The sequence below is a fragment of the Halodesulfovibrio oceani subsp. galateae genome (assembly GCF_055397225.1).
The window spans coordinates 398,410-424,376 of record NZ_AP042453.1; the positions used below are offsets into that span (position 1 = coordinate 398,410).

The following is a 25,967-nucleotide window of genomic DNA, read 5'->3' on the forward strand; positions in this document are numbered from 1 at the left end:
GAGGTGGCCATCATGCTGATTGCTGAATCCTGTAGAGTCAAACGGAGGTTGTCATGAGACCAGTGAAATTCGCAAAGCCTGAACAGTACGCAGATCACTTTTTTGATACTGCCGAGAGTTTAGGCGTTAAGTTCACCCAGTCTGGTAATATTCATACCAATGGGGGAAAGAACATTTCCAAGGGTAAAGTTGCCGCCATTTATCGCCGTTATGGGGATGAATGTCATGTTTGCCCGAGCTGTGAATTTAAGAGTGACTCTATAGGACTTAAGCACTTTCGGATGATCGCAGAGAAGGCTTTGGGCTAGAAATCTTTTCTACGACTATGTGACTTTGTAGCATGTTTGGTGCCCGTCGCTGCCCCCGCAGTGGCGGGCTTTTTTTCGCCTTTTTTTCAACATTTTCTCTTGAATTTGTTGAATATGTAAGATTATTGGTACAACCAATTTTGTTTGATCAGCGCAAACGGAGTTAATTGGTATGCTGTCAAAAAATAAAATTTTGAAGTACTAATGCACTGATAATATTCAAAAAACTTATTGTTTTGGTGCTACTAGAATAACAAAGATAAAAAAAAGACTTCACATAATTTTCTGATTTATGGACGTAAAAAAACTGGCTGTGTAGGTTGGCGTTACTTGTTGTGGCAACTAATACGGCAAGTCTCTTCCTTTGTGGAAGGAAATCGTGTTGTCTTTGATGTCTTTGTTCTGCTTGCAGTTCAAATGTCATCGACTCTTAAAGAAGACCGGCATTTTTTTTAAGAGATTGATCTGTTGGTAGTGCTTCAGGTCTTGGGAGAAATTTCTGGCGAATATTTCTCTCGCATTATGCAGAGTAATCTGCACACCGATATGGCATCGGTTGAAAAAAATCGGCGATTCACAGTGGTATGTGAAACGTCGTTTTTTTTTGCCTTTTACCAACCCGTGAAGAGTGGGGATAAGGCGAAAAAATAGGCGGCAAGCTAAGCCTGCCGCCTACGAATGGTAATACTAGATTTTCTTAATTTCAGAGTACCAGCTGCCAGCTTTTTCTAAGATGTCATTGATACGGGAAACCATAGCATGAGGATCTTTCAGGTAGCCTTCCAGCAACAGGGAAGATTCGAACAACTGCTCAACAGTTTCTTTAATAAGAGCATCGTCTTTATCTGATTTGTAGATACGCAGCAGGTTGCGGACGATAGGGTGATCAGAGTTCAGTTCGAACACTTTCTGCGGAATAGATTCATCCTGATTCATCATGCGCATGATCTTTTCCATGGAAGAGGTCGCGCCATCAGGGCTGCTAAGAACCGCAGGGGAACCGGAGAGACGTTCAGACAAACGTACGTCGGTTACTTTGTCACCAAGCAGTGTTTTGATGTGTGCCAAAAGATCGCTCAGAGTCGCGGTTTCTTCTTCGGAAAGCTCTTCTGCTTTCTCTTTTTTCACTACATCATCAAAGTCTTTCAGGCTGTCAGGACTAACGGTCTCAACAGATACGAGATCGAATTCGCCGAACTTACCAAGGTTATCCATTACAAATTCATCGACAGGCTCGTAAAGGAAGAGAACTTCAAGACCTTTACGGGTGAAGATTTCAAGATGCGGATTAAGCTTAGCTGCTTCGCGGCTTGTTGCAGAAATGTAGTAAACAGATTTCTGGCCTTCTTTTGCGCGCTCAATGTACTCATCAAAAGAAGTAAGCTCTTCTGCAGCCTCATGTGTTGAGGTGTTAAAGCGAAGCAGTTTTGCATAGCGGTCGCGGTTAGCATAGTCGCTGTAGCCGAGACGGAATATTTTACCGTGAACATTCCAGAATTCTTTGTACGCATCAGCATCGTTTTTAGCCATGCGGTCAAGGTGAGAAAGAATCTGTTTTGTTACAGTCTGATTTATTTTACGGATAAGAACGTTTTCCTGCAAAGTTTCGCGGGAAATGTTCAGTGGGAGATCTTCTGTATCTACAACACCTTTGATGAAGGAAAGGTAGTCCGGAAGCAAATCTTTGCATTCGTGCTGGATAAGAACACGACGCACATACAGGTCGAGACCGTAATCTTCACGGCCCATGCTGTTTAAATCGCGACCAAAAGTTGGGATAAAGGAAAGGCTTGTAAACTGTACAGGTGCATCAACTGCGCTGTGAATGGTTGCAAGCGGCTCTTTATCGTCAAAGGTAAGGTAGTTGTAGAATTCTTTGTACTGCTCTTTAGAGATGGAACTCTTAGGCTCACGCCATAATGCAGGAGTGGTATTCTGGTGGTCACCATCAAGGTAGATAGGGAAAGGAATAAAACTGGAGTGCTGCTTCAGAGCCTGTTCCAGACGGAATTTTTCAAGGAATTCTACAGCATCGTCTTTTACGTTGATAGTAATGACGGTACCGCGTTCCGGTGCATCTTCAGCAGGGGTGATATCAAAAGAGCCCAACCCATCAGATTTCCAAGTGAAACCTTCGGAGCCCGGTTTGTAGCTGCGGGTAGTCACAGTCACATCTTCAGAGATCATAAATACAGAATAGAAACCAACACCGAAGCGACCAATAATGTTGCTAGCGGAGTCTTTGCTTTCTGATAATTCAGCAAGAAAACGCTCAGAGCCGGAACGGGCAATGGTGCCGAGGTTGTCTACGAGATCTTCTTTGTTCATACCAATGCCAGTGTCGGTAATGGTAATGATCTTAGCGTCTTTATCAAGCGTGATAGAGATGGAAGGCTCTAACTCAGCAGCAGCGATTTCCTCACCTTTTGCTTCGGCAAAGCGAAGCTTGTCGAGAGCATCAGATGCGTTTGAAACAAGCTCACGAAGGAAAATTTCGCGGTTAGTGTAGAGGGAATGTGTGATGATATGAAGAAGTTTTCGAACTTCAGTCTTAAATTCATATGATTGTGACATACGAAGAGGCTCCTATGAGATGTCATAAAAGTTGAAATAAAATACTACGGCAATAATAAATCGGAATTCGCCAAGGTCAAGGCTGAATACGAAAAACAGTGAAAAGTATTGAAAGCCAGCAGCTTTTAGCCGTTATAATTTGAGTTCGACGCAAAGGGTATTCCCATATATAATATTGACTGTTTATACTGAAAATGTTGCTTCATCGATTTTTATATCAATGGTTAGCGAGATAATTTCCGCGCAGAAAAATACGTAACTCACCGTAAGAATAGTTTCTTACGACGCCCCGTAGTTACAGAGTGCATAAAAAAGGAGTGACAATGAGCAAGCAGACAGCTGCAACAGGTGTAAAGCCTGTTACCTCTTTAGATATTCGTCAAAGCAAAGGTGATCGTAAACTTACCATGCTGACCGCATACGACTATTCATCTGCAACGCTTGTTGATGAATGCGACATCGATATGATTCTTGTAGGTGACTCTCTTGGAATGGTCATGCTGGGAAGAGACGATACCATCAGCGTAACAATGGACGAAATGGTTCACCATACTAAAGCGGTAGTACGTGGAACAACTCGATCTCTCGTCATAGCAGACATGCCATTCATGTCCTACGAAGTCAGCACAGAAGACGCCATGTGCAACGCAGCACGACTATTTCAGGAAGGCGGAGCGCGTGCTGTTAAGCTTGAAGGCGGTCATACAGTTGTGCCGCAAGTAAAAGCTCTCGTTAATGCAGGAATTCCTGTAGTCGGGCACATAGGTTTGACACCCCAGCGAGTTGCGAGTCTTGGTGGGTTTAAAGTTCAAGGCAAAACCGCAGAAGCCGCCAACACACTTCTCGAAGAAGCAAAAGCTCTCGAAGCAGCAGGCGTATTCTGCATAGTCCTCGAAGCGATCCCCGCTCCAATAGCCGCACGCATTACTCAAGAGTTAACTATCCCGACAATCGGCATTGGTGCCGGAGCTGAATGTGACGGGCAAGTTCTCGTGTTCCACGATATCCTCGGCCTGTTTGATAGATTCGTACCAAAATTTGTGAAGCAGTATGCAAACCTGCGTGAGACCGCAGCGTCAGCAATAAGCGATTACAAGCGTGAAGTGGAAGACGGTAGTTTCCCAGCGCCAGAGCACTCCTTTGCCATGCCGCAGCATGAAAAGGACAAGTTCGAAAAGTAATAGCAGGCTTTTTTGCCTCTGCTGGTTTTGCGACGAGCCTCTGGCGGCGCTTGTCAGCGGGACGTTTGCGGGGTGTCTGCGACGCTTTTTTTGTCTCCGACGGCTGGGGAAAACCTTTCTGTAGAAAGGTTCTTCCCCAGACCCCTTTCCAAAGACTTTTATTATGCGAAGAACGCTCGTAGATATATTTTTCACGCGGCTTAATTTGACTGACTTGAATAATGAGAAAAGTGCTGTCCTATTTATGTAGGACAGCACTTTTTTAGTTCTGAAAGGTAGTGGTGCATAAGCCGCGAGGGATCGTAAAAAAAGTGCTGCCCTCGCAGGTAAAAGTTTTAGGAGATTCTTAAGAAGCCCTTTTTCAAAAGGGTTCTTAAGCCGCCGGAGGCAAAAAAAAGAAAAAGAAAACGCTTAATATTTAGGCTGATACTCAAGGAACTTGGCAAGTGATCTGCCGGTATATTCCTTACAGTTGTTGCCGTAGCATTCGGAGGCGGAGAGTACTGTTGCCGTTAATATTGCGTTCGGTCGGACATTACGAATAAGCAAAAGCCTTGAGGACGTTTCTTCCTGCACGAGAGATTTGAACGAATAGGAGACTAACCAGTCTGTGCTGCCTGTTTCATCCCAGTCGAGGACTGCGAGGAGCGAGAGATTTTCCTGACTGAATTCACTTGTTATTATGAGTTCTGTACCGTTGTGCGTGGCAGTTTGCCCTGCTGACGGCATATTGGAATATGTCGTCCCTACTACGGACAGGTCGTGCTGGGCACCGGTCCAGAGAAAGTTAAGTGATAGTTTGTTGTATGCTATCTTGCTGAACTGCTGTGGAGATATGCTTGCATCTGTTGCCTGCTGTGAGGTGTAGAATACAACTTCTGTTGGTAATTTTTGTTGCAGCTCTTGCGGTAGTTTCTTGATTGCAGAGTAGTAGTTGGAGGAGACTATGATGGCTGGTTCGTTAAAGAAGCCTGTGCTTTTAAGGAAGTCTGGAGTTCGAAAGCAGCCTGTGGTCATAGTGAAGAGCAATGCTAAGAAAAGAAGAGTGTGTTTTTTTAAAATTTTTCGAGTCATGACGTCTTCGTTTAATCCTCAGATTTACATTTGAAGCGAATACGTAAGCGTCCGTCTTCAAAGTCAAAAGAGTTGATGATGAATTCCCCAATTTCTGAGGTGTTCTGTACGTGTTCACCGATACATGGACAGCTGTCGTAGTCCCCAACGTGGACGATACGGATATTTGTAATATCGTCTGACGGGAGTCTGGAGAGATTGTAGCGTTCTTGAGCCTGTGCCAGAGGCATAATTTCTTCGGTCACTTCAAGGTTACGCTGAAGCTGTTCGTTGACAGTGGACTGTAACGCGATGGCTTCGTGTTCATTTATCGGACGTTCGAATTTGTAATCGCATTTAGATTTTTTTGTATTGATGTGAGCAGAGTAGCAGCGATCGCAGCCGAACATGCTGACCATGGTTCCGTTAAGAATATGTTCAGCAGTATGCATATGAGGGACGTAGTTTTTTGCCATGATTGCTATTTTCCTGTTGAATAAAAAAATATGTTGTGCCTGGAGAGGCGCGCGATATCAAATTTTGTGTGTAAAAAAAGCCGCACTCGGTGCGGCTTTTTATTTGTAAGCTATAAGCTGGCCTGAGCGTCCATCGTGCTTGCAAGGTCGAGCAGTCTGTCCTGAATAGTCATCATAACTTCTTTAGGATTCGACAGGTCTTTGCTGCGACGGAAAACCCACGATGCGATGTACAGGTTGGTTTCGTCGTCCTGATCCTTGGTCCACTTGTATTTGCGGATCATTTTGGTCAGAGCCACTTTGTATGCCTCGCGGTCGCGGATTGCTTTTTCGTAATCGGCGCCTTTGGCTTTCATTTTATTCTCTGCTGCATCTGTCACGGACTGTGTGGCGTTCATGTCTGTAGAAACCTGATAGTCGTGCAGTGCAGACTGGAATCGCTGGTTTGCTGCCAGCACATCGCGTTCAGACTGAAGCCATGTAGAAATGTCAGACAAAGAAGAGTTAACCTTTGCACAGCTTTTAATTACGCCTGCAGTAGCTCGTAACTGCTTGGCAGTAAGAGCATAGAAGGTTTTACGTTCTTCCGGTGTCAGAGTCCGCTCGGTGCCATTAAAGGAACGTTCTATTGTGCTGATGTCTGTATTAATAGCATCAACTAAACGTTGTTTGTAGAGCGCGTAAAGAGCGTTGATCATGGTTGGACGCAATGCGTAGCGCATAACTGAACGTCTGCCGATGGCAAGATCGTCTCCACTCCATGAGAGGCCGGTCATTTCAATACCGTAATGAACATTAATTACTTTTGCATCGAGCAAAAGTTTTGATTCTTTTTTTGCAGCCGGATGGCTACCTTTCGGATGATACGAATTAACTAGTAAATGCGATAAATCTGTAATGAAACTAGGCAGTATGACAGTATCTTCAGTAACTTTTTTGTGCTCAGGAGTTACTGGTTCTACTTTTGTTGTACTGGATGTTGTTGTGGATAAAACTCCAGATAAAGCTTCGGATAAAGTTCCAGAAGTGCCTTCTGAAGGCTGGGAGCCAGCGGCTGTGCGTAATGGAATACGTACTTGTGTTGTGACTTCACCGGTAGGAACGACTTGCTCTTCTGTCTCAACAATTTCGGGTTCAAATGTCCAAAGACCTGTAAGAACTATTGCGAGAATGACAAGCGCGACCCAGAGTGCCCGTTTGAGATTAGTAGTATTTGTTTTTGGCGCTTCTTTATCGGACATGATGCCCCCCTTGGGAATCATTATGTTGGTTATCCCCGAAAAAACCGTTCACCCTATTATGATGCTACGAGAGTACAATGATCGTATGACAGGTGTCCAAACACCATATCGAGAATGGTATATTTAGCCTTGGTAGCATTAAGGATAGGCGTTGTGAAGTGTTATTCTTTCCATAAAACAAACAGTTGGCTCTGTAACATGTTGAAATAATAACGATGCGAAATGGGAGTTGGGGCTGTTGGTGTTGGCATCGGTGTCAGAGAATTCTAGGATTTCTGCACGTTGGAAGAGAAAAAAATTAATTGTCGATAACTGGCTGTGCGGTTTTCTTCGGATTTGCAGGTATGCGTGCGATAATTATAACAGCGCTGATAACGAGGGTGCCGCCAATGTAGGCAGAAGCCGACAGCTGTTCATTCCACCAGAGTACAGCAAGTGCTGCGGCAACAACTGGTTCAATATTCGCAACAATAGCAGCCTGAGTAGCTTCCAGGCGCTTAAGTCCAGCACAATAGAAGTAATAGGCGAGATACGTGCAGAGAAAAGCAATAGCCACTATGACCGCGAGTTTTACCGGTGAATAGGCGGTGAATGTTACCCACGGAAGTAAAGCTATAGCACCGGCCGGTAGGCACCATGCATAGAGTGTTGCAGCCTGATAATTTTTAAGAAACGTTTTACCGAAGATGTAGTGCAGCGAATAGGTGAAGCCGGAAAGCAGCCCGAAGAAGATACCGGTCAGCGGCAGTGAAACATCACCGCTTTGCCCACTGAAGCAGACAAGTGCTGTACCTGTGAGAGCGACACCGAGCGCAAGAATTTTGGCAGGTGAGAGCTCTTCTTTAAAAAGAATACGAGAAAAAATGGCTACCCAGATTGGAGCGGTGTAAAGGAGAATAGCAGAGACAGCCGCGCCTGCATGTTTGATGGCAATCTGATATGAACCAAAGAATACAGAAATGCCAAGAACACCGAATACAATAAATATTGGAATATCTTTACGTTGCACTGTAAGAGAGTTGTGCTTGGCTGAATGTAGAAGAAAGAAGACAGCTCCGAGTGATGCACGCCAGAACGCAAGTTCGTGAGGTGTAATGCCATCCTGTAAACCGTATTTTGAAATAGGCCCGAGTAAACCCCACAGGGTGGCAGCTGCTATTATTTGTAAGTATCCAATATATTTATCCATGTATCTCTCCTGCCGATCACTTGTAGCACGGAAAAATCCTTACGGTAAGCGGTTTTTAGAGAAAACATCTAAGCGGTTTAATTGATTTATTTAATCTGTTGTGTGAAGAGTATGTAAATTACACATCGCTCTCGCAGCGTGTGTAGCTGTATCTGTATGGTATTCGGAATTGTGTCACCTCTGTTGAATTATGAACGGGAATATCGAGGTATGAAAAACAGTACGGTGAGTATATGGATAAGCGTCTGTTTGATTCTTATGCCCGTGGCAGCGTTGTCTGCTACGAAATGCTACTGGGATAGTGGAACAATGCAGTTTAGTGGTGATTCCATTCAACAGGCATTGTGCTTAACTCCGGCAGTTCGCGCTAATGGTGTTGTGGAAAAGCTTGAAGAAGGCTTGCCGTCAACACTGGATGAGCTTGTGGGGCGAGAATTTGATTTTACCCGCGAAGCTGTTGAGGCGTATGTTGAAGAGCATGGCTTGAGTGAAGGGGAATTGGGAGGCGCTTTGGGTCTGAGGGTTTCCCGCGCTCGTGGTGAATCAGCTCTCTTTTTTGTATTGCATGATTCTGCCGGTCCAGATTTTGGAACGCGAACCTTTTCTCCAGATATTAATGTTTCTACCCATATTAATGACCTTCGCCAGTTTGGCAGGCGTTGGCATGTGCTTATTGGTCGCGGCGGAGCTTCAACAACTCTGATTGATTTCTTCCAGCCGTTGCGCTCTACGTATTTTGAAACTCGTGATGCGGGTGCAAAAGCAAAAGGGCGTTTTTTGCATGTCGGCCTTATTCAGCCAATTCGAACGAATATAGACGACGCTGAGTCGGATTCCTCCTCGCTAATTCCCGATCCTGCATACACTAAAGAGCAGTATAGAAAGTTGGCACAGGTGTATGTTGTTGCATCCAGCAGAGCAGGGCGATGGTTGATTCCGGCGTATGCGGCGCAATTAAACAAATATGGTCAAGCACCTGTTTTTATGGGTGGCCCGAAAGGGTTTGATTTAGCTTTGTGGGCAAAAGCACTGCGGGATGTATATCGGGAGATATATTCAAGCCGCTGAAGCAGTTACTAGCCCAGCCTATTATTTAGCATTTAAAGCGTTTTTATGAATCATGTGGTTACCATATGGTTCATAAAAACGCTTTTTTGTGTGATATTAATTAATCTGACTGCAATAGATTGCTTTTACATGTTGTATAAGCAGGATTTAATGTATGTAGAGTTGTTTTCTTGGTTATTCTAAAAGGTGAAAACAGCATATATGTCTTATTTACTATTTTAGTTACGCGATAATAAGAAAAACACACTATCTTTTTTCTTTTATGCAGTTGAATATAGAAAAACGTTGAAAAGAAAAAGGGCATTACTGAAAGTGTGACAGAAAAATTTCGTGTTGGAATATTCGTATCAAATAACAAAACACGAGCTAAAGAGTTTTCCTGCAATGTTTCATAAGCAATGTTCATAAAAATGTAGCACTCCATCTAGTTGTGATTTTTCCGAGGGGGAAAAAGCCTCCGTACTCTCCGTACTTTGGTATCGTAGCGAGACGAATGCCAGCTTATCAGGGGGCTGAAAGCCGGAATTTTATCCGGCGCAGTTGAGGGCAACGTGTGCGGTATGACCACATACATGGGGCGGTTCTGTTTAGGCAGAGCCGCTCTTGCTGTGTGCGGTGTTCTGCCATAAAGAGGTCATAATGTAATTGCTGTATGTATTGCAACAGGTTACTAGTGTGGTATGAGTCTAACAACTGTAGAAAGAAAATCCTCGTCCACCTTGCGTTTAGTACCATCGGCAGAACAGCAAACAGCTGTCGGTGCACTCGTCGGGTGTGCAATTTGTCTTGGCTTTATTGGAGCATTGATGAATGGCATTACGCTGGTACGCTTTGCAGTGCTATATCTTTGCTTAATATTTATGACCGTTGGAATGATCTTGCGGAGACAGCAGCGGGTTATCGAAATAAGTTTGCCTGATAGTTGTATATACTTTCTGGGCAGACGAAAAACAGATGTGTATGCCATTCCTTTTGGAATGATTACCGCGCTCAGGCTTACACGCCGTAATGCTCAAGGGGAACTTATCTCGTCTGATTTTGTGCCTGAGGAAGGCAGCCACGGACGATATCCCATTCATTTAGATGTGGTACTACGTACGTCCGGTTATGAAACCTTGGATAGATCCGTTATGGGGCCTGACCTTGCCGCAACAGCATTGAAAATTGCGGAAGTGACGGGCTTTGGAATTGAAGATCACGCAGGAGTGGGATTTTCCCGCACTGCCCGTTCTGAGTATCCACCTGTTTCTGGAGACGTTACGGAAAAGGTTCCACCGTATTCAGCTCTTAAACCAATTTCTATTAATGGCAAAAAGGGCTTCTCATGGTCTCTTTCTCCCGGACGTCTGTACATTGGCTTGATGATGTTTGCCACAGCTGGGCTGCTGTATGGCGGCGGATATGGTGTGTGGAAAGCTTCTGAAGGAGAAGGAAGCCTGATAGCAGGAGGCATAATACTTTTTGTATGTGGCTTTTTCGCTTACATGATTCTCTGGCGGCTTGTTCGTTCGTTGGCTGGAAAAGGATTTGTTGTCTGGGATGATGAAACCGTGCGTTTTGGTGCTTCAATTTTTGGAAAAGAATACGCCTCAGTCATGCTCGAATTGCGAGATGTTAAAACAGTTCGTATTGCAGTTCCACGAGCAGGAAAAGGGCGTGTGGAGATTGTTCAGGCGTCTGGCACTGTTTTTAAAACGTTGAATGTTTCCTCTCCCCTTGCTCCATTAACCACTGGCGATTTGCATTGGTTAAGTCGCTATATGCGGCAGCAGATGGCAGTGCCTGCGGCGATGTGATGGTATCTACTCTGTGTGCTTCAATATTCGAAATTGCTTGTAAAAAAGAACGCTCTTAGATAGGTATCTAAATACGAAGCACCTGTTTTTGCATAGCGTATCTCACTGTTCTTTCAGCGTGAGGTGCGCAGTTTATTTAATCCAACACTGAGAGGTCTCATAATGGCGAATCCTTCAGAACATATTCTGTATAGCGGTGGTGCACGAGGCACGGAAACATACTTCGGTGAACTTGCAGAAAAGTACGGGCTTCAGGAAGTTAACTACAGCTTTGATGGTCACAAGCTTGAGCGTTCCCGAGGCTTACGCGTGCTGACTGCTGATGAACTGGCACTTAAAGACGTGAGTCTTACCTACGTGTCCCGTTTGATGAGTCGTTCTTATTCTGTTGCACCATTGTTCCGCAGAGTACTTCAGTCCATTTGCTGGCAGGTTTCCAGCGGACATGAAGTGTATGTTGTAGGTGTTATTCAGGATGACAACACTGTCAAAGGTGGCACTGGTTGGGGTGCAGAGTTTGCTAAGATTTGTAATAAGCCTCTGTTCGTGTTCGGACAGGCTAAGAATGCTTGGTTCCGCTGGGAAAAAAATGAATGGCTTGAAGTAGAAACACCAACTATTTCTCATCGTCATTTTACAGCAACCGGTACCCGCTTCCTTGAAGAAAACGGTAAAAGGGCAATCGCTGAACTTTTTGAAAAATCCTTTGGTTAGGATTTAACACAAAATTTTGCGGGAGCTGTTGCTCCCGCTTTTTTTATGGCTGCTGGCGTGCAGCATAAAGGAAAACACTGTGTACGAAGATGACCAGACCAGAGCAGGGGCAATTGCTGCCATCTGCGCATTTGTTTTTTGGGGAATGGCACCCGTTTATTGGAAGCAGGTAGCACATGTTCCTGCATTTGAAGTGTTATGCCATAGGATTTTATGGTCATTATTTTTTGTAGGACTTATGCTTTCCTTGCGTTCCGGATGGAGCACGTTCAAAGCGATTTTTTCTTCGAAAAAAACAATGCTGCTTCTTACGTTAAGCGGCCTTATTGTTGGCGGTAACTGGGGACTGTATATATGGGCTGTGAATCATAATATGGTTCTTCAGACAAGCCTTGGGTACTACGTTACTCCTTTAGTAAGCATGATGCTTGGCGTGGCTGTTTTTAAGGACAAAATTCGTCCTATTCAGCTTTGTTCGGTATTTCTTGCTGTGGCTGGGGTAGTTGTCCAGCTGATAATTGTTGGCGAACTGCCGTGGGTTTCTATGGTGCTGGCTTTTTCTTTCGGTCTATACGGATTGCTCAGAAAGCTTGCGAATGTTGAATCTATGGCAGGGCTGATGTTTGAAACCGTACTGCTTATACCATTTGTGCTCATCTATCTAGGCAGCCTTGAATTGCAGGGTACAGCCTCGTTTTTGCATGTTGACCGTATGACAGATATGTACCTTGTCGGTGCAGGTATCATCACATCTTTGCCTCTTATGTGGTTTGCGTTTGCAGCGTGCAGATTACGTCTGACCACTCTTGGCTTGATTCAATATATTGCTCCAAGTCTTGCATTTATGCAGGGTGTTTTTCTTTTTAATGAACCATTTACGATGGGGCACATGCTTTCATTTATGTTTATCTGGAGCGCTATTGCGTTATATTCCGGCGAAAGCTGGTTACAGCGTTCTCGAAAACTTCTGCATGCAGAAGAAATGTAGCATATCATTTCCGACAAAACGTTGATGTATAGAGGCCGCAGACACTATAAATTAGTGCCTGCGGCTTTTTTATAATCAATGATCCGAACTGTTGCTTCTATATGCTGTCTTCGGCTATAGAGTAAGGTACTCGGCTGTATGTACACTAATGAATATTGGGGAATGACATGATGTTTTACGATAAAATGACAATTAATGGAGTGACCGTGCCGAACCGGCTGGTTCGTTCTGCCACGTGGGAAGGACTGGCCTCTGCAGAAGGTTTTGTTACTCCTGCACTTGAAGATGCAATGCTTGAACTTGCTGACGGCGGTGTAGGCATGATTATTACCGGTCACATGTTTGTAGCAGAACAGGGTCGCGCCGGAGAGCGTCAGCTTGCTGTTTATGCAGACGAGTATATTAGCGGTCTGCGTTCTATGGTGAAAAAAGTTCATGAACGTGGAAGTGTCATCGTCGCACAGCTTGCCCATGCTGGTGGTCAAGCTGCTCAGGCAATTACCGGAATGCCTGCATTGGGACCAAGCCCTTTTGCCCGAAAAGATGGTGAAGTCTGTCTGGAAATGACAGAAAACGATATTGATGACATGGTGAATGCCTTTCAGCAGGCTGCTTCACGGGCTTTAGCGGCAGGGTTTGATGGTGTACAGATTCATGGAGCGCATGGCTATTGTTTAAGCCAGTTTCTTTCTCCACACATTAACAAGCGGACAGATATGTATGGCGGTTCTTTCGAAAACCGTATGCGTCCACTGGTGCGTGTGTATGAAGCTATCCGTCGTGTAGTGGGAGATAATTACCCTGTTACGTTAAAAATAAACTGTGAAGATTATGTTGAAGGCGGTCTTGAGCTGGAAGACAGCGCAAGTGTTATTCAAGGACTTGAAATGATTGGGTTGGATGCCGTTGAAATTAGCGGTGGATTGCTTACTAACAGTCCATCTAAATCGTCTGTGCGTGTAGGTCGTTTTGATACTCCGGCAAAAGAAGCATGGTATCGAGAGGCTGCGCGTGTAGTTAGAGAGCGCACTAAGCTGCCGATAATCCTTGTGGGTGGTATCCGTAGCTTCAGTGTTGTTGAGGGATTGCTTGCCGAAGGGCTCATCGATTTTGTTTCTATGAGCAGACCTCTTTTGAGAGAGCCTGATTTGCTGAAACGGTGGGCAGCAGGGGATTTAAGAAGAGCAGAATGCATTAGCTGCAATAAATGTTTTAGCGTGCTTGTTAATAACGAAGGATATTTTTGTCCGGTTGCACAATCCAAACTAGCCGAATCAGCCGCAGCAGGTACATCCTCATAAATATATTGAGGTACGGTAGAAAATTTCGTACTCCTTGTGTGCTGATTTTTTTGCGATGTAGCGCAATTGTTGACAGATAGTGTATCTTGTCAGGCTTCGTAAAAAACAGCCCTGTTGCAGGATGAGCGCTTTGGCAGAATGCTCACCAAACTGTGACCGTTAGTGAACGGGGCTGTCCTACAGCGTGTTAGAAAGGAGAAGTAAATGAAGATTCTTGCAATTGATAAAGTACTGCCGGAAGCAACTCCGGATAAAGTTAAAGACACGTTTATGAAAGAAGTGAACCATACAGTTAAGATGTATCTTGCTGATGTGGTTCGTGAAATGTATTTCCGTCAGGATCGCTCCGGTACCATTTTAGTACTTGAAGCGCCTTCCATGGAAGATGCACGCAGCCTTATTGATAGAATGCCTATGGTACAGGCAGGATTGATCGATTTTGAATTAATCCCACTTGGACCATTTGTACCGTTGGCGTTGCTTCTAGATGAAGAAGCACCGACGCAATAAGAGCTTTTGCATTGATCATAAAAAAACGCCCCGAAGTAATTCGGGGCGTTTTTTTATGAATTAATTATATAGCTATGTCAGTTAGCTTGACCTTGTTTCGGGCATGATCCTTTACGCAATACAAAGCTGTGTCGGGGCGTTCAGTAACAGACTCTCAACAGGAATCGTTAGGCAGGAAAAAATTGGCCAATGCTTACAATATGGTAATTACGTTCGGAAGTGTTGCCGAACGGAGTCTGTTTTATGTGCTTTCTAATACGTTCTCCAAGCGATTGAACGCTTGCAAATGAAGCACCTTGCATGATGATAAGGAACTCATCATCACCGATACGATAACTATAGCTTTTTAGAGGATAAGAGCGTCCGTATGTGGGTGGTGACTTCGTTTTTTATTAATAGCAAGCATAGTAATGCTTGCCGCCGTAAGTATGACATAGAACATTAACCATATTATATAGATTGCAGTCCCCAAACCGGAAGCAAAAAAGCTTTCGTAGAGAGGGGCAGCCAGCGAAGTAACTATACGCAAAAGGCAGACGATGGAGCCAAGTATGTTGAGGAGACCCAAAGCACGCGCACCACGATAGGAGCTTTGGCTGGTGAGTGCATTGTGTGCAATGAAAGCATGATACGGTAACACTAATGCGTTAAAGGCACCGATTCTGATAGCGACATTGAATTCAATTATCGAGAACCAGTAAAGAAAGAATGAGGCGGTAAGTAGGTTCAGTAGGCCGAATAAATAAATCCGCCAACTAACAGACAGATTGAAAAATTTTCTAATACCAATCCAGAGCATGAGTAAGCCCAAAAGTCCCAATCCATTCCCGCCAATAACCGAGACATAGAACGGGACATACCCCCTCAAAATGATGAGTAATTCACCGATGCAGCATGCAGATATTCCAATAGCACAATGCAGGGTTCCCTGCGTGGAGTACGTACTATTATGAAGTCGAAACAGTACTACTGAAGATAGGAAGGTCGTAATGGCCAACACTACGTATAGTTCTCTTATTGCGAACATAAATTTGATTTTATTGGGTTACAGCTCGGTGGTATGCGCATGGTGTGCTGCATAACGAGATAATTTTGCTGATGAGTTGGGCGGGTAAACCGAGCATGTTAAAAAATAAAAGATGCTTTCCTTTTGATCTAAGTAAAAGCAATTGGAAAAATAGTCGAGTTTTTGAGTGTGTGCATTTAGCAATTTTAATGGCGAAGAAATTTCGAAATTTTTTATATGTAATTACTTATTGTTGTGCATATAGAAAAAGCCAGCATGTTTGCACATACTGGCTTTTTCTTCTTTTCTTGAGTGTGTGAAGGGGAGACCTTCAACATCCTAGAGCGCTACATACCTGTGTCTTCAGGAATTTCTTCAGAAGGGTAGAGATCTGTAGGGTTTTCGAATCGTGTAAACTGGCCATTGTACTGGAGCTGTGCAGTACCTACAGAACCGTTACGCTGTTTCCCAATAATGATTTCAGCGGAGTGGATGTCTGCGCGGTCTTCTTTTTTGTTGTACACAGCGTCACGGTAGATGAACATAATAACGTCAGCATCCTGTTCAATCGCTCCGGATTCACGGAGGTCAGAAAGCATAGGGCGTTTATCTGCACGTTCTTCAACCTTACGGTTAAGCTGTGAAAGTGCCACAACAGGAATATGCAATTCTTTAGCAAGAGCTTTGAGGTTACGGGAAATATCTGAAATTTCCAGTTCTCGTGAATCTGTCTTACGACTTGAACGCATAAGCTGAAGGTAGTCGACAACAACCATTCCAATATTCTTATCTGCTTTCAGACGACGTGTACGAGCACGAAGGTCAAGCGTAGAAAGGGACGGGCTGTCATCAATAAAAATTGGTGCCTTGCCAAGCACGTCTGCTGCATAGTGCAAACGTCCCCAGTCGTCATTATCGATTCCGCGGCCTGTTCTCAGTTTGTTCATATCAACGCCGGCAACGGTTGCCAGCATACGAACCATGAGCTGATCCATACCCATTTCCAAGGAATAGAATACAACAGGAGTATCGCTTTCAAGTGCAGCATTAACTGCAAGGTTAAGCGTAAACGCGGTCTTACCCATGGATGGACGGGCTGCGATAATAATGAGGTCAGTAGGCTGTAAACCTGCGGTCATTTTGTCGAGGTTATAAAAACCAGTCGTAACACCAGTTACGAGATCTTTACTATCGATACGGATAGAAAGCTGGTCGAACACTCTGTTGATGAGTGTTTTTGAATCAATAAATGTTTGACCGGAGGTTCTTTCAGAAATTGCGAAAATAGACTGTTCGGATTCATCCAGAAGTTTATCTACTTCTGTTCCCTGATCGTAACACTTGCCGATAATATCAGAGCAAGATTCGATAAGGCTGCGTTGCAGGGATTTGTCACGAACAATTTTAGCGTAGTGTTCAGCGTTTGCTGCACTGATGATGGAGTTAACGAGTTCGCCAATGTAAACTGCGCCGCCAACTTGTTCGAGCAAGCTTTTGTCACGCAGGTACTGACCCACGGTTACGGGGTCAACAGCAACACTCTGTCTGTGTAGCTCCATCATGGCGCCAAAGAGTATTTTGTGGGCAGGGGCATAGAAATCGTCTTCGGTGACGATATCTACGAGGGTATTCAGAGCGTCCGCACGTAAGAAAATACCCCCGAGCACAGCCTGTTCGGCTTCGATGCTGTGGGGAGGAACGTTGCGCAGCAATTCATCCGATACATTTTCAAACGCATCGGAAACCGAACCTTCGCCCGGTTGGGCGAAGGTTTCGGTATGAAAGCTGTTCTGCGAACTATTCTGCGGATTCCAGGGAGGATTCTGCATCATTTTCTTCTACAGGAGCTTCAACTGGAGCTTCTTCTTCGATGAAACGGCCTTCAGCTTTAACTGTAACCTTAACATCAGCAACAACGCCAGCGTGGAGACGTACACGGATAGTGTAATCGCCGAGAACGCGGATTGGAGCATCAAGAAGGATGCGGCGACGATCTACTTCGAGATCGAGTACTGCAAGAGCATCAGCGATGTTGCTTGCGGTAACGGAACCGTAAAGCTTGTCGTTTTCACCAACACGAACTTCGATGATAACTTCAGCTGCTTCCAGTTTTTCTGCCAGAGACTGAGCTGCGCCACGAACTTTTTCCATCTGGTCTGTAAGTTTTTTGCGATCGAGCTCAAAAACTTTCATGTTAGATGCAGTAGCAACCATAGCAAGACCCTGAGGTACGAGGTAGTTACGACCGTAGCCAGCTTTAACTTCTACAATATCGCCGAGAACGCCAAGGTTCTCTACGTCAGCGCGGAGAATAAGTTTCATTACAAATCTCCTATAAAGTACTTTTCTTTTTCACGTCACTAGCGTGAGTGGACGTAAACACGAGAAGTGCCATCTGACGGGAGCGTTTGATCTCACGGGTGAGAGCACGCTGGTGGAAAGCACATGTGCCGGTGATACGACGAGCGATAATTTTACCACGTTCGGTGATAAAGTCGCGGAGGATGTCCGCGCGCTTGTAGTTCAACGGAAGATCTTTATCTGCACAGAAGCGGCAGAATTTACGGCGTGGAGTAAAACGTCTTTTAAAAGCCATCTTATTTTGCCTCCTCAAGCTTAACAGTTACGTACTTGAAGATACCATCTGTAATACGGATGATACGCTCAAGTTCGGCAACAGCGGTGCCAGGAGCTTCAAACTCAAGACGAACGTAGTAGCCGCGCATAAATTTCTGCACTGGGTATGCGAGGTCACGCATGCCCCAGTGGTCAGCTTCGAGTACGTTGCCTTCAACGCGCTCGATAACACCAGTAATAGTGCTCAGCAAAGCTTCGCGAGCATCACTTGCTAACTCAGGGGAGAGCAGCAAAAGTGTTTCGAATTTTCTCATTCCAATCTCCTTATGGACTGTTGGCCCGCCCTCTACAATAGGGGAGCAAGGCAGAACGAGGGTTAATAAAGCAGAGGGTGAATTCTGTCAACCCAATTCTGTGATCGCGAAGATAGCAGATGGCTATAAATTTGTCACCTTATGAGCATGAGAAAGTACATCAAAACAGAAAAAAACTCTAAGCAGAGAATTGCGTACAGCTTTAGAAACTGACCAAGTCTGTATGAAAGCTTGGTGAGCCTTGCTGTGCAGGCCTTTTCTGGTTATAGCGCATGCTTTATATGCTTTCCCTGCTTGTTAAGCTGTGGTATAGCTTTGACGCTGTTGTACGTGGTTACCTTGATAGTGGGTAATAGATTTGGTTTTCTATCTGAAATCGCTGGGAAAAATGTATGTTAGTATCGCTTCGCAGAGCAGTTGTTGTCCTTTTTTTATGTGCCTTTACTATATTAACTGTTACAGTCGGGGAGAGTGCAACACTAACCGCGACCAATGAAGATCAGGAAGCTGTCGAATGGCAGTTGTCCGCACAGAAGGTATCAACGCTGAATGACGCAGAAGTCGTCGAAGCCGAAGGGGATGTCGTTCTTAAACAAGGTAATGATTACCTTAAGGCCGACTTTGCTAGATACTATGCCGCTACAAACTGGGTATATTTATCCGGTAATGTTAAGATTTTTATGAATAATGATAATTTGACTGCCGAGACAGCCGAATTTGATTTAGGTAAGAAAGTTGGCTGGATGAAAAACGGTAAGGTCTTCATGCAAGGACCTCACGTTTATTTTACCGGTGAAAAAATTAAGAAAAACCTGGGTGACTCGTACACCTTTAATAATGCTACAATTACTATCTGTGATGGCGACAAGCCAGCATGGTCATTAGATACATCAGAAGCTACACTTGAATTAGAAGGGTACGCTGTCATTAAAGGCGCGGATGTTCAGATTCGCGACTATCCAGTCTTTGGTATTCCGTATTTTGTTCTCCCTGTAAAAACCCGTCGTGAATCCGGATTTCTTCGTCCAGAATTCGGTACCACAAATCTGTTAGGCACCTGGGCAACTCTCCCATATTTTCTCGCTATTGATCAAGAACGTGACCTGACTGTCTATTCACAGTACATGAGCAAACGTGGCTTTATGCCGGGTGTTGAATATCGCTCGCGTACTTCCAAAGAGAATCAAGTTTGGATGCGTGCTGACTGGCTGAACGATGCCATAACAGTTGATGATGCTGCTGATGCAAGTGACTTCGGGTATGATGGCCTGTTGCGTACCAATGAGAACCGATACTGGGTTCGTGGTATGTTTGGCGGTGAATTTGCTGATCCACGATGGAAATTCAAAGCAGACATCGATGTTGCGTCTGATCAGGACATGCTCAGAGAGTTTAACAGAACAACCGCTGGGTTTGATGATTCCCAAAGCGAATTGGAAGACCGTTTCGGTCGTTCGTTGAACGATATTAGTGACCCAATTCGTACAAGTAGATTGTTGTTTACTCGTGACTGGAACCGTTTTGGTGCAGCGTTGCTTGGTGAATACAACCAGAACTCCGCATTAGGGCATGGTAATGACAACTATTCTACTGACACTACTCTTCAGCGTTTACCAGAATTCGATACATATCTCTTTAAAAACAGAGTGCCTGGCTTAGAAGCGGTGCCGCTTACATTAACTGCAGATTTTCAGTCCGTACAGTTTGCCCGCGAAGAGGGTACTGACGGTAACCGTATTGATGTTATGCCGATGATTGGTCTGCCAATTGTTACTTCCTACGGTACAATTACTCCTGAAGTCGGAATGCAGCAGCTTTGGTATAATACCGGAGAGCGTGATCCTCTACCAAGTGCCAACGGTGATGATAGTAGGACTAACCGTACTCTTATGAAATATGGCGTCACTGGTTACACAGAGCTTGCTCGAGTTTATAGCTATGATCGTACTTTGGCTATTACTCAGGAAAATGCAGGCAAATCAGAAATTATTGGCCTTAAGCACGCTATTCAGCCTCGCTTTGAGTACCGACATGTTTCTGGTAGCAACTTGAGTGATACCCCTATGTATGATTTCGTAGATAGACTTGGTAATGAAGAAGAGCTCATCGTTTCGCTCGTAAACCTCATTACGAGAAAACGAGCCGCTATTGTATCCGGAAACGAAGAGAAGGGTCTTGATCCTTCTGTATCAACTTCTTTTGATGAACTGTTATGGTTCCGCCTGCTTCAATCTTATGACTTTGAAGAAGCAAAGCGTGATGAAGAAATCCTTATTTACGATTCAAAATATGAACGCCGTCCTTGGAATGACTTAGAAGCAGAGCTTCGCTTTTACCCTTGGCGCTATGTTACATTTTCCTCCCGAACATTCTATTCATACTACGATAATCAGTTGAATCGTCATGATCATACACTGACATTGACTGCGCCTGACTATGGCGAAGTTTCAACCGGCGTTGATTTTAGAAATAATCTTGAAACAAACAAAGATTTTGCCGGAACAGATTTAGAAGATCTTAATGTTTGGAAAAACACTCTGGCTGTAAACTATTTTAATCCTTTCAATTTTGTTGCGTACTATGAATATGATTTTGAGAATAATGAGACATATGAGCAAAGTTATTCTTTGATTTATAATCACCAATGCTTTAGGTTGATCTTCAAGGCAAAGTTTACGCCGCTTGACGACAGTTACAAAATGTACCTTGAATTACCGGGACTCACTTTCTAAGATTTGAACTTAGTAAAGCGTCCTTCAAACGAAGGACGCTTTTTTTGTGTCTAAAGGCATACAACAAATTAGCCAGATTAGTATTTGGTGGTTGCCTACTGTTAATCATAAGGGTATCACTACGAACTTTTGCATACTGAAACTTGCGTTGAGTAGAGATTTTGTTCCCCAATGAGGGTTGGGAAACTTTTTAATATCCTACCGCAATAACAAGAGGATCGTATGCAAAAAGTACTGTGCTATACATTGGCAATTTGTTGTATGATGTGTTTCACAATAAATGAAGCGAGGGCGAATATGCGCGATAGAACTCCAGAAAGCGCGCTCAAGGCCTTGCAAGAGGGGAATAAGCGATTCGTTTCTAACGAATCGGCACACCCGCGCTCGAGCTATGAGCATACAATTATGGCTAAGGAGCTCGATCAGAACTTCCATGCGATTGCGACTGTGGTAGCTTGTTCTGATTCCCGTGTGCCTGTCGAACGTATATTCGATGTCGGTATAATGGATACTTTTGTTGTCCGTGCTGCCGGTAACGTAATCGGCGTCGATCAAACAGGATCAGTAGAATACGGTGTTGGGGTTGTAGAAACTCCATTACTTGTCATTCTTGGGCATACGCAATGTGGTGCTGTACAAGCGACTATTGATAAGTTGGCTGGCGATAAAGCCGAGCTTACTCCAAGCATTAATGCGATTCTCGCAAGAATTAAACCTGCTGTTGTTAATGTTCTTAATAGAGAAACTGAACTGAAAGGACAGAGTGTCCTTGATGCTTCTGTTGAACAGAACATTTGGCAGGGGCTGCATGACTTGTTTATGCAGAGTAAGCTTATTCGCGATAAATACGCTAATGGCGATGTTAAGATTGCTGGTGGTGTGTATGACTTGCATACCGGCGATGTGCGCTGGCTTGATGAAAAGAATGTATCCGACGTTTTCGCCGGTGTTTTGTTTGAACTAAAGAATAATGTGAAGTAGCTAATATCACCGCTTGTTTTACGAGTGGTTATGCCGGTTAGTTGCCATGAAAAAAATGAAAAGCCCACTAGTTACAGTGGGCTTTTCTTGTTTGTTATAAAATAAATTACAAAAAAGTTAAAAGCGCGCGGCGAGTGTTTGAGAGTAAAAAGTTTAAAATAGTCAATTGGTTGTAGTTTGAGTAAGCGGCTTGAAAGTTAATAAGTACTCATTATCGGTGTTGAATGTGCATTTGCAGGTGTTGACTATTTTGAAAAGATAGGGCTAAACAAGATTTACAGCAGAAATGACATTTTTGAAGAAAAATCGAATTTTGTTTTATTTCTGCGCTATTCTTTAGACAAATTTGTTGCCTTTAGTTGTTTGTCCTTTCTATGTGGTGGGACCTGAATACGACGTGGCTGATTAGTTCTCAGCAGTAACGGACGTTAGAAACAAACAGCTACAGGCTGCACGAATGATAGTTAGTACAAGTTCAGCAGACTTGTATTAATACCAAATCATGCCCATGCAAGGGGCTGAAAGCTAACTCTTCTCGCAACGTAGAGTGAGCCAATGGGGGAGACCGGTGAACCATCACCGGTCTCATTCGTGTTTTATGGACTTTCATGGCGGCTTTTAGAAGTGCTTTTTCTGAGTAATTTCCAAGTTTGTCATTCCTGTCATTTTCTTCGCTGTCTGTTTAAGACAATGCCATCTTCCTTCATCATATCCAATTCACGTGCAAAAGCGCCAACGGGCGGATGATCCCGATGGCGCCTTTGCGTGCTCTATATGTCTTAGGCTACCCTAAGAAGTGTATCTTTTATTAGTCGCAGCCTTTGCAGCCACGACAGGATTTTCTGTCAGCATAGGCAACAGCAAGCCCGCCGGTAGAGGTTTCACGGTAGAGACTCGGGAGGTCATGACCGGTTTTGGTCATGACAGCCACGACTTCATCAAATGGAATATGATGGGAGCCGTCTGAGAAGAGTGTCATCTCCGCGAGAGAAAGTGCACGGGTTGCAGCACAGGCATTGCGTTCAATGCAGGGAATCTGTACTAGTCCGTCAACAGGGTCGCAGGTGAGTCCTAAGTGATGCTCAAGACCCATTTCTGCGGCATATTCAATTTGCTTGATGGAACCGCCTAACAGCTGGGTAGCAGCTGCAGCGGCCATGGAACATGCAGAACCAACTTCGCCCTGACAGCCGACCTCTGCACCGGAAATAGAACCGTTGTGCTTGATGACATTACCGAAGAGTCCGGCAGTGGCAAGAGCGCGTAGAATGTCTTTTTCCGTGGAGTCATGATGTTCTTTAAGATACCGCAAGACGGCAGGGACAATACCGCATGATCCGCACGTCGGTGCTGTAACAATGGTTCCGCCACCAGCATTTTCTTCTGAAACTGCTAAGGCATATGCTGTCACAAGACCTGTCTGCTGTAATACGCTTCCGGCAAGTTTACTTTTCTTGAGGTAGTTCCAAGCCTGACGACGTAAGCCGATAGAACCCGGAAGTACTCCCTGATTGGAGAGTCCATTCTCAATAGAAGTGGACATTACTTCCCAAATCTCTTTGAGGAAGTCCCAGATTTCCTTTCCTTCACAGTTCTCCACGTATTCCCAGTAGGTAAGGCCAGCATCGGAGCAGTGCTCCATGATGGAAGCCATGTCGGTGAGATCGTAGACTGGTGGAGCGGTTTCGCCTTCAGAGCCCGGTTCGCATAACGCACCACCACCTACTGAGTAGACAGTGTAGTCGGCGGTTATGTTTCCATCAGCATCCAGAGCCTCAAAAATCATTCCGTTCGGATGGTCAGGAAGTTTGTCCTCTGGGCGCCATACTATTTCGGTACGTTCTTCACCGAGAACTTGCAGGATGGCCCAGTCTGTAAGATGGCCTTTGCCTGTGGCACCCATGCTTTCAAACAAATGTACTCTGTAGCTGGCTGCGTGTGGATGAGCGGCTAAAAAGCGTTCTGCGGCGAACTTAGGTCCCATTGTGTGTGAAGAGGAAGGGCCAAGGCCGATACGATATAATTCTTTGATGCTCTGCATAAGGACTACTCCTTAACCCATGGCCAGTTTAACAAGCCAGAGTGATACTTCTGGAATGTACGTGGTAATAAGCAATGTAGGCAGCCATGCAAATAGAATTAGAATAATGGTCGGCTTAAGCATTGTGTTTACCCGTGCGCCGGATATTCGACCGGAAAGGTAAAGCAATGGCGCTGTTGGCGGCGTAACGTTACCCATACCGAGGTTAACACCCATGATGGCTGCAAAGTGAACTGGATCAACACCAAGCTGTGTTACGAGTGGCAGCAGCAGTGGAGTACCGAGCAGAATACCGGAAACGTCGTCCATGAGCATACCCATAATGAGCATGAATACGTTGATCATCATAAGAATGACGTATTTATTTTCAGATACAGAAGTCAGAACATTCATTACCTGAGATGGCAGATCTTCCATAATGTACAGGCGGGAAAGGATCATAACCGCAAAGGTCATAGCCATAATAACGCCTGTAGTCGTTGCTGATTCAATAAGAGTCTTCATGAGGTCGCGTGCTTTAAGCCCGCGGTATACAAACATAGCAACAGGGATAGCATACAGTACTGCAACAGCAGCGGCTTCTGTAGGCGTCATGATACCGCCGTAGATACCACCGAGGATGATGACAGGCATCATGAGTGCTGGAGAAGCCTTAACACTCTTTTTTACAAAGAGTTTACCTGTCGTTGCTAAGTCACCGTGATCTGCAACTTGAATATTTTTGTTGTTACGCAGCATGTACAAGTTAACAAGGCTGAGCAGAGTCGTAAGAATAAGACCCGGAACAAATGCTGAGAGGAAGCAGGCAAGTACGGACTGGTTACCCATCCACGCGTACAAAATCATAAGCATGGAAGGTGGAATAAGGATACCAAGTACACCGGAGCTTGCGAGGAGCGCCGCCGCATGTCCGGTAGGGTAGCCTGCACGCTTGAGCTTAGGCATCATGATGGAGCCGATACAGGATACGGTTGCGGAAGAAGAACCGGATACTGCACCAAAGATAGCACAGGTGATAACACATACAACACCAAGCCCACCGCGAATACGACCGGCGAGAACATCGACAACATCAATAAGCTTGTCCCCGATGCCCCCCTTATCCATAACACCACCTGCCATAATAAAGAGCGGGATGGTGAGCAGAACAACGGAGTTCATTTTTGCAAAACCGTATGGCAGCAGGAAGCTAGGATCATAGCCACCCTGAAAAATTAAGTATGCAGCAGAGCTGAAGAACGCAAACGGAATTGGTACACCGATGAACAGAGTAAATACCAAAATGGCAATTGCGATTATGATAGGAATTGACATTTAAAAATCCCCCGAGCAGCCGAATCTGTCGCCTTTAATAAATGCGATAAGATCCTGTACGAAATATGTGACATGATACAAAGACATGAGAACAAAACCCAGACCAACTGCAGCTTGTGGAATGAGCATTGGCAGACGGAAAACAGGGGATCTTGGGTTCATTACCAGTGCCCAGGATACAAACTGTAGTGCCCAGACGGTAAAGAGTATGCACACAGCGCATGTGATGGCATCTTTTAGGAGAAGAACTGCACCTCTGAGGTGCGGGTTTCGGATATAGCAGGAGAGAAGGTCAGCTGAAATTTGGCTTTTTTCGCGACTTCCCTGTGCGGCACCCATAAAGTAGAGCCAGAAGGCCAGCATAGAGATAAGTTCTTCAGAACCGTAAAAGTCAGAGCCGAAAATGTAGCGAATCATAATGGTGTAACAGATCATGCAAACAATAATGATGCTGGTGCTTGCCATTACAAATTTTTGGAAAAGGCCAAGTCCTTTCCACGGAATGCTTAGAGCATTTAGAAGAGTTTTATTCATCTTGTGTGTCCCTTGAACTACTCAGAAAAATTCGGCGGTGCGGTATACCGCACCGCCGTGTAAGGTTAG

General features: G+C 44.7%; 23 protein-coding genes. 10 read left to right on the forward strand and 13 right to left on the reverse strand.

From position 1 onward, the window contains the following. Positions 1-53: 53 nt before the first annotated feature. On the forward strand, positions 54-308 hold the full coding sequence (locus ACZ5V1_RS01695; protein WP_464385570.1) for a hypothetical protein: 255 nt from the start codon (positions 54-56) through the stop codon (positions 306-308). Between the two features lie 687 nt (positions 309-995). Here ACZ5V1_RS01695 and htpG read toward each other — a convergent pair. After that, positions 996-2,882 (reverse strand): molecular chaperone HtpG, encoded by a 1,887-nt coding sequence (gene htpG, locus ACZ5V1_RS01700; RefSeq protein WP_464390310.1) that lies wholly within the window; start codon positions 2,880-2,882, stop codon positions 996-998. Between the two features lie 323 nt (positions 2,883-3,205). On the opposite strand from htpG, the gene panB reads away from it, so the two are divergent. Then, on the forward strand, positions 3,206-4,063 hold the full coding sequence (gene panB, locus ACZ5V1_RS01705; protein WP_464390311.1) for a 3-methyl-2-oxobutanoate hydroxymethyltransferase: 858 nt from the start codon (positions 3,206-3,208) through the stop codon (positions 4,061-4,063). A 411-nt stretch (positions 4,064-4,474) separates the two neighbouring features. Here the strand turns inward: panB and ACZ5V1_RS01710 are convergent, their stop codons facing one another. From ACZ5V1_RS01710 to ACZ5V1_RS01725, 4 genes are all read right to left on the reverse strand, one after another. Further along, positions 4,475-5,137, reverse strand: a complete 663-nt coding sequence (locus tag ACZ5V1_RS01710; RefSeq protein WP_464390312.1) for a hypothetical protein — start codon at positions 5,135-5,137, stop codon at positions 4,475-4,477. Between the two features lie 11 nt (positions 5,138-5,148). Further along, positions 5,149-5,592: an alanyl-tRNA editing protein gene (locus ACZ5V1_RS01715; protein ID WP_464390313.1), complete on the reverse strand. Its 444-nt coding sequence runs from the start codon at positions 5,590-5,592 to the stop codon at positions 5,149-5,151. Between the two features lie 110 nt (positions 5,593-5,702). Next, complete coding sequence (locus ACZ5V1_RS01720) at positions 5,703-6,833, reverse strand: hypothetical protein (RefSeq protein ID WP_464390314.1); 1,131 nt, start codon at positions 6,831-6,833, stop codon at positions 5,703-5,705. Between the two features lie 298 nt (positions 6,834-7,131). Next, the gene (locus tag ACZ5V1_RS01725) at positions 7,132-8,022 is read right to left on the reverse strand and encodes a DMT family transporter (protein WP_464390315.1); all 891 of its coding nucleotides are present in this window, start codon (positions 8,020-8,022) and stop codon (positions 7,132-7,134) included. Positions 8,023-8,232: 210 nt separating this feature from the next. Here ACZ5V1_RS01725 and ACZ5V1_RS01730 point away from each other — a divergent pair, with 210 nt between their 5' ends. The 6 genes from ACZ5V1_RS01730 to ACZ5V1_RS01755 all read left to right on the forward strand — a co-directional run bounded on the left by ACZ5V1_RS01730 (position 8,233) and on the right by ACZ5V1_RS01755 (position 14,399). Then, on the forward strand, positions 8,233-9,090 hold the full coding sequence (locus tag ACZ5V1_RS01730; RefSeq protein ID WP_464390316.1) for a hypothetical protein: 858 nt from the start codon (positions 8,233-8,235) through the stop codon (positions 9,088-9,090). Positions 9,091-9,770: 680 nt separating this feature from the next. After that, on the forward strand, positions 9,771-10,886 hold the full coding sequence (locus ACZ5V1_RS01735) for a hypothetical protein (RefSeq protein WP_464390317.1): 1,116 nt from the start codon (positions 9,771-9,773) through the stop codon (positions 10,884-10,886). 162 nt (positions 10,887-11,048) lie between these two features. Continuing rightward, entirely contained in the window at positions 11,049-11,600 is a 552-nt protein-coding gene (locus ACZ5V1_RS01740; protein WP_464390318.1) for a hypothetical protein, read from the forward strand. A gap of 79 nt (positions 11,601-11,679) precedes the next feature. Beyond that, the gene (gene rarD / locus ACZ5V1_RS01745; protein ID WP_464390319.1) at positions 11,680-12,588 is read left to right on the forward strand and encodes an EamA family transporter RarD; all 909 of its coding nucleotides are present in this window, start codon (positions 11,680-11,682) and stop codon (positions 12,586-12,588) included. Positions 12,589-12,755: 167 nt separating this feature from the next. Further along, positions 12,756-13,889, forward strand: coding sequence for an NADH:flavin oxidoreductase (locus ACZ5V1_RS01750; RefSeq protein ID WP_464390320.1), 1,134 nt, complete (start codon positions 12,756-12,758; stop codon positions 13,887-13,889). Between the two features lie 204 nt (positions 13,890-14,093). Next, positions 14,094-14,399: a YciI family protein gene (locus tag ACZ5V1_RS01755; protein ID WP_464390321.1), complete on the forward strand. Its 306-nt coding sequence runs from the start codon at positions 14,094-14,096 to the stop codon at positions 14,397-14,399. Positions 14,400-14,745: 346 nt separating this feature from the next. Here ACZ5V1_RS01755 and ACZ5V1_RS01760 read toward each other — a convergent pair whose 3' ends face one another. From ACZ5V1_RS01760 to rpsF, 5 genes are all read right to left on the reverse strand, one after another. Then, positions 14,746-15,198, reverse strand: a complete 453-nt coding sequence (locus ACZ5V1_RS01760) for a hypothetical protein (RefSeq protein WP_464390322.1) — start codon at positions 15,196-15,198, stop codon at positions 14,746-14,748. Positions 15,199-15,752: 554 nt separating this feature from the next. After that, entirely contained in the window at positions 15,753-17,237 is a 1,485-nt protein-coding gene (gene dnaB / locus ACZ5V1_RS01765; protein ID WP_464390323.1) for a replicative DNA helicase, read from the reverse strand. Then, the gene (rplI, locus tag ACZ5V1_RS01770) at positions 17,203-17,727 is read right to left on the reverse strand and encodes a 50S ribosomal protein L9 (protein ID WP_464390324.1); all 525 of its coding nucleotides are present in this window, start codon (positions 17,725-17,727) and stop codon (positions 17,203-17,205) included. The genes dnaB and rplI overlap by 35 nt, the downstream gene beginning before the upstream one ends. A gap of 10 nt (positions 17,728-17,737) precedes the next feature. Beyond that, positions 17,738-18,001, reverse strand: coding sequence for a 30S ribosomal protein S18 (gene rpsR, locus ACZ5V1_RS01775; protein WP_160714018.1), 264 nt, complete (start codon positions 17,999-18,001; stop codon positions 17,738-17,740). Position 18,002: 1 nt separating this feature from the next. Next, on the reverse strand, positions 18,003-18,296 hold the full coding sequence (gene rpsF, locus ACZ5V1_RS01780; RefSeq protein ID WP_464390325.1) for a 30S ribosomal protein S6: 294 nt from the start codon (positions 18,294-18,296) through the stop codon (positions 18,003-18,005). A gap of 392 nt (positions 18,297-18,688) precedes the next feature. Between rpsF and ACZ5V1_RS01785 the strand changes: the two genes are divergently transcribed. Both ACZ5V1_RS01785 and ACZ5V1_RS01790 read left to right on the forward strand, forming a co-directional pair. Further along, complete coding sequence (locus ACZ5V1_RS01785; protein ID WP_464390326.1) at positions 18,689-21,028, forward strand: LPS-assembly protein LptD; 2,340 nt, start codon at positions 18,689-18,691, stop codon at positions 21,026-21,028. Positions 21,029-21,325: 297 nt separating this feature from the next. After that, positions 21,326-22,009 carry a carbonic anhydrase gene (locus tag ACZ5V1_RS01790; RefSeq protein WP_464390327.1) on the forward strand — a complete coding sequence of 228 codons (684 nt, stop codon included), beginning with the start codon at positions 21,326-21,328 and terminating at the stop codon, positions 22,007-22,009. A gap of 808 nt (positions 22,010-22,817) precedes the next feature. Here the strand turns inward: ACZ5V1_RS01790 and ACZ5V1_RS01795 are convergent. From ACZ5V1_RS01795 to ACZ5V1_RS01805, 3 genes are read right to left on the reverse strand one after another with little or no spacing between them, the layout of a single operon-like run. Beyond that, positions 22,818-24,050, reverse strand: coding sequence for an L-serine ammonia-lyase (locus ACZ5V1_RS01795; protein ID WP_464390328.1), 1,233 nt, complete (start codon positions 24,048-24,050; stop codon positions 22,818-22,820). A 12-nt stretch (positions 24,051-24,062) separates the two neighbouring features. Continuing rightward, positions 24,063-25,364 (reverse strand): TRAP transporter large permease, encoded by a 1,302-nt coding sequence (locus tag ACZ5V1_RS01800; protein ID WP_464390329.1) that lies wholly within the window; start codon positions 25,362-25,364, stop codon positions 24,063-24,065. Beyond that, positions 25,365-25,898, reverse strand: coding sequence for a TRAP transporter small permease (locus ACZ5V1_RS01805; protein WP_160714032.1), 534 nt, complete (start codon positions 25,896-25,898; stop codon positions 25,365-25,367). Positions 25,899-25,967: the final 69 nt, after the last annotated feature.

What these genes read in the sequence shown, in the direction of transcription:
- ACZ5V1_RS01695 (WP_464385570.1), top strand. Translation starts at nt 54, where the DNA reads ATGAGACCAGTGAAATTCGCAAAGCCTGAACAGTACGCAGATCACTTT.
- htpG (WP_464390310.1), bottom strand. Translation starts at nt 2,882, where the DNA reads ATGTCACAATCATATGAATTTAAGACTGAAGTTCGAAAACTTCTTCAT.
- panB (WP_464390311.1), top strand. Translation starts at nt 3,206, where the DNA reads ATGAGCAAGCAGACAGCTGCAACAGGTGTAAAGCCTGTTACCTCTTTA.
- ACZ5V1_RS01710 (WP_464390312.1), bottom strand. Translation starts at nt 5,137, where the DNA reads ATGACTCGAAAAATTTTAAAAAAACACACTCTTCTTTTCTTAGCATTG.
- ACZ5V1_RS01715 (WP_464390313.1), bottom strand. Translation starts at nt 5,592, where the DNA reads ATGGCAAAAAACTACGTCCCTCATATGCATACTGCTGAACATATTCTT.
- ACZ5V1_RS01720 (WP_464390314.1), bottom strand. Translation starts at nt 6,833, where the DNA reads ATGTCCGATAAAGAAGCGCCAAAAACAAATACTACTAATCTCAAACGG.
- ACZ5V1_RS01725 (WP_464390315.1), bottom strand. Translation starts at nt 8,022, where the DNA reads ATGGATAAATATATTGGATACTTACAAATAATAGCAGCTGCCACCCTG.
- ACZ5V1_RS01730 (WP_464390316.1), top strand. Translation starts at nt 8,233, where the DNA reads ATGAAAAACAGTACGGTGAGTATATGGATAAGCGTCTGTTTGATTCTT.
- ACZ5V1_RS01735 (WP_464390317.1), top strand. Translation starts at nt 9,771, where the DNA reads ATGAGTCTAACAACTGTAGAAAGAAAATCCTCGTCCACCTTGCGTTTA.
- ACZ5V1_RS01740 (WP_464390318.1), top strand. Translation starts at nt 11,049, where the DNA reads ATGGCGAATCCTTCAGAACATATTCTGTATAGCGGTGGTGCACGAGGC.
- ACZ5V1_RS01750 (WP_464390320.1), top strand. Translation starts at nt 12,756, where the DNA reads ATGATGTTTTACGATAAAATGACAATTAATGGAGTGACCGTGCCGAAC.
- ACZ5V1_RS01755 (WP_464390321.1), top strand. Translation starts at nt 14,094, where the DNA reads ATGAAGATTCTTGCAATTGATAAAGTACTGCCGGAAGCAACTCCGGAT.
- ACZ5V1_RS01760 (WP_464390322.1), bottom strand. Translation starts at nt 15,198, where the DNA reads ATGCTCTGGATTGGTATTAGAAAATTTTTCAATCTGTCTGTTAGTTGG.
- dnaB (WP_464390323.1), bottom strand. Translation starts at nt 17,237, where the DNA reads ATGATGCAGAATCCTCCCTGGAATCCGCAGAATAGTTCGCAGAACAGC.
- rplI (WP_464390324.1), bottom strand. Translation starts at nt 17,727, where the DNA reads ATGAAACTTATTCTCCGCGCTGACGTAGAGAACCTTGGCGTTCTCGGC.
- rpsR (WP_160714018.1), bottom strand. Translation starts at nt 18,001, where the DNA reads ATGGCTTTTAAAAGACGTTTTACTCCACGCCGTAAATTCTGCCGCTTC.
- rpsF (WP_464390325.1), bottom strand. Translation starts at nt 18,296, where the DNA reads ATGAGAAAATTCGAAACACTTTTGCTGCTCTCCCCTGAGTTAGCAAGT.
- ACZ5V1_RS01785 (WP_464390326.1), top strand. Translation starts at nt 18,689, where the DNA reads ATGTTAGTATCGCTTCGCAGAGCAGTTGTTGTCCTTTTTTTATGTGCC.
- ACZ5V1_RS01790 (WP_464390327.1), top strand. Translation starts at nt 21,326, where the DNA reads ATGCGCGATAGAACTCCAGAAAGCGCGCTCAAGGCCTTGCAAGAGGGG.
- ACZ5V1_RS01795 (WP_464390328.1), bottom strand. Translation starts at nt 24,050, where the DNA reads ATGCAGAGCATCAAAGAATTATATCGTATCGGCCTTGGCCCTTCCTCT.
- ACZ5V1_RS01800 (WP_464390329.1), bottom strand. Translation starts at nt 25,364, where the DNA reads ATGTCAATTCCTATCATAATCGCAATTGCCATTTTGGTATTTACTCTG.
- ACZ5V1_RS01805 (WP_160714032.1), bottom strand. Translation starts at nt 25,898, where the DNA reads ATGAATAAAACTCTTCTAAATGCTCTAAGCATTCCGTGGAAAGGACTT.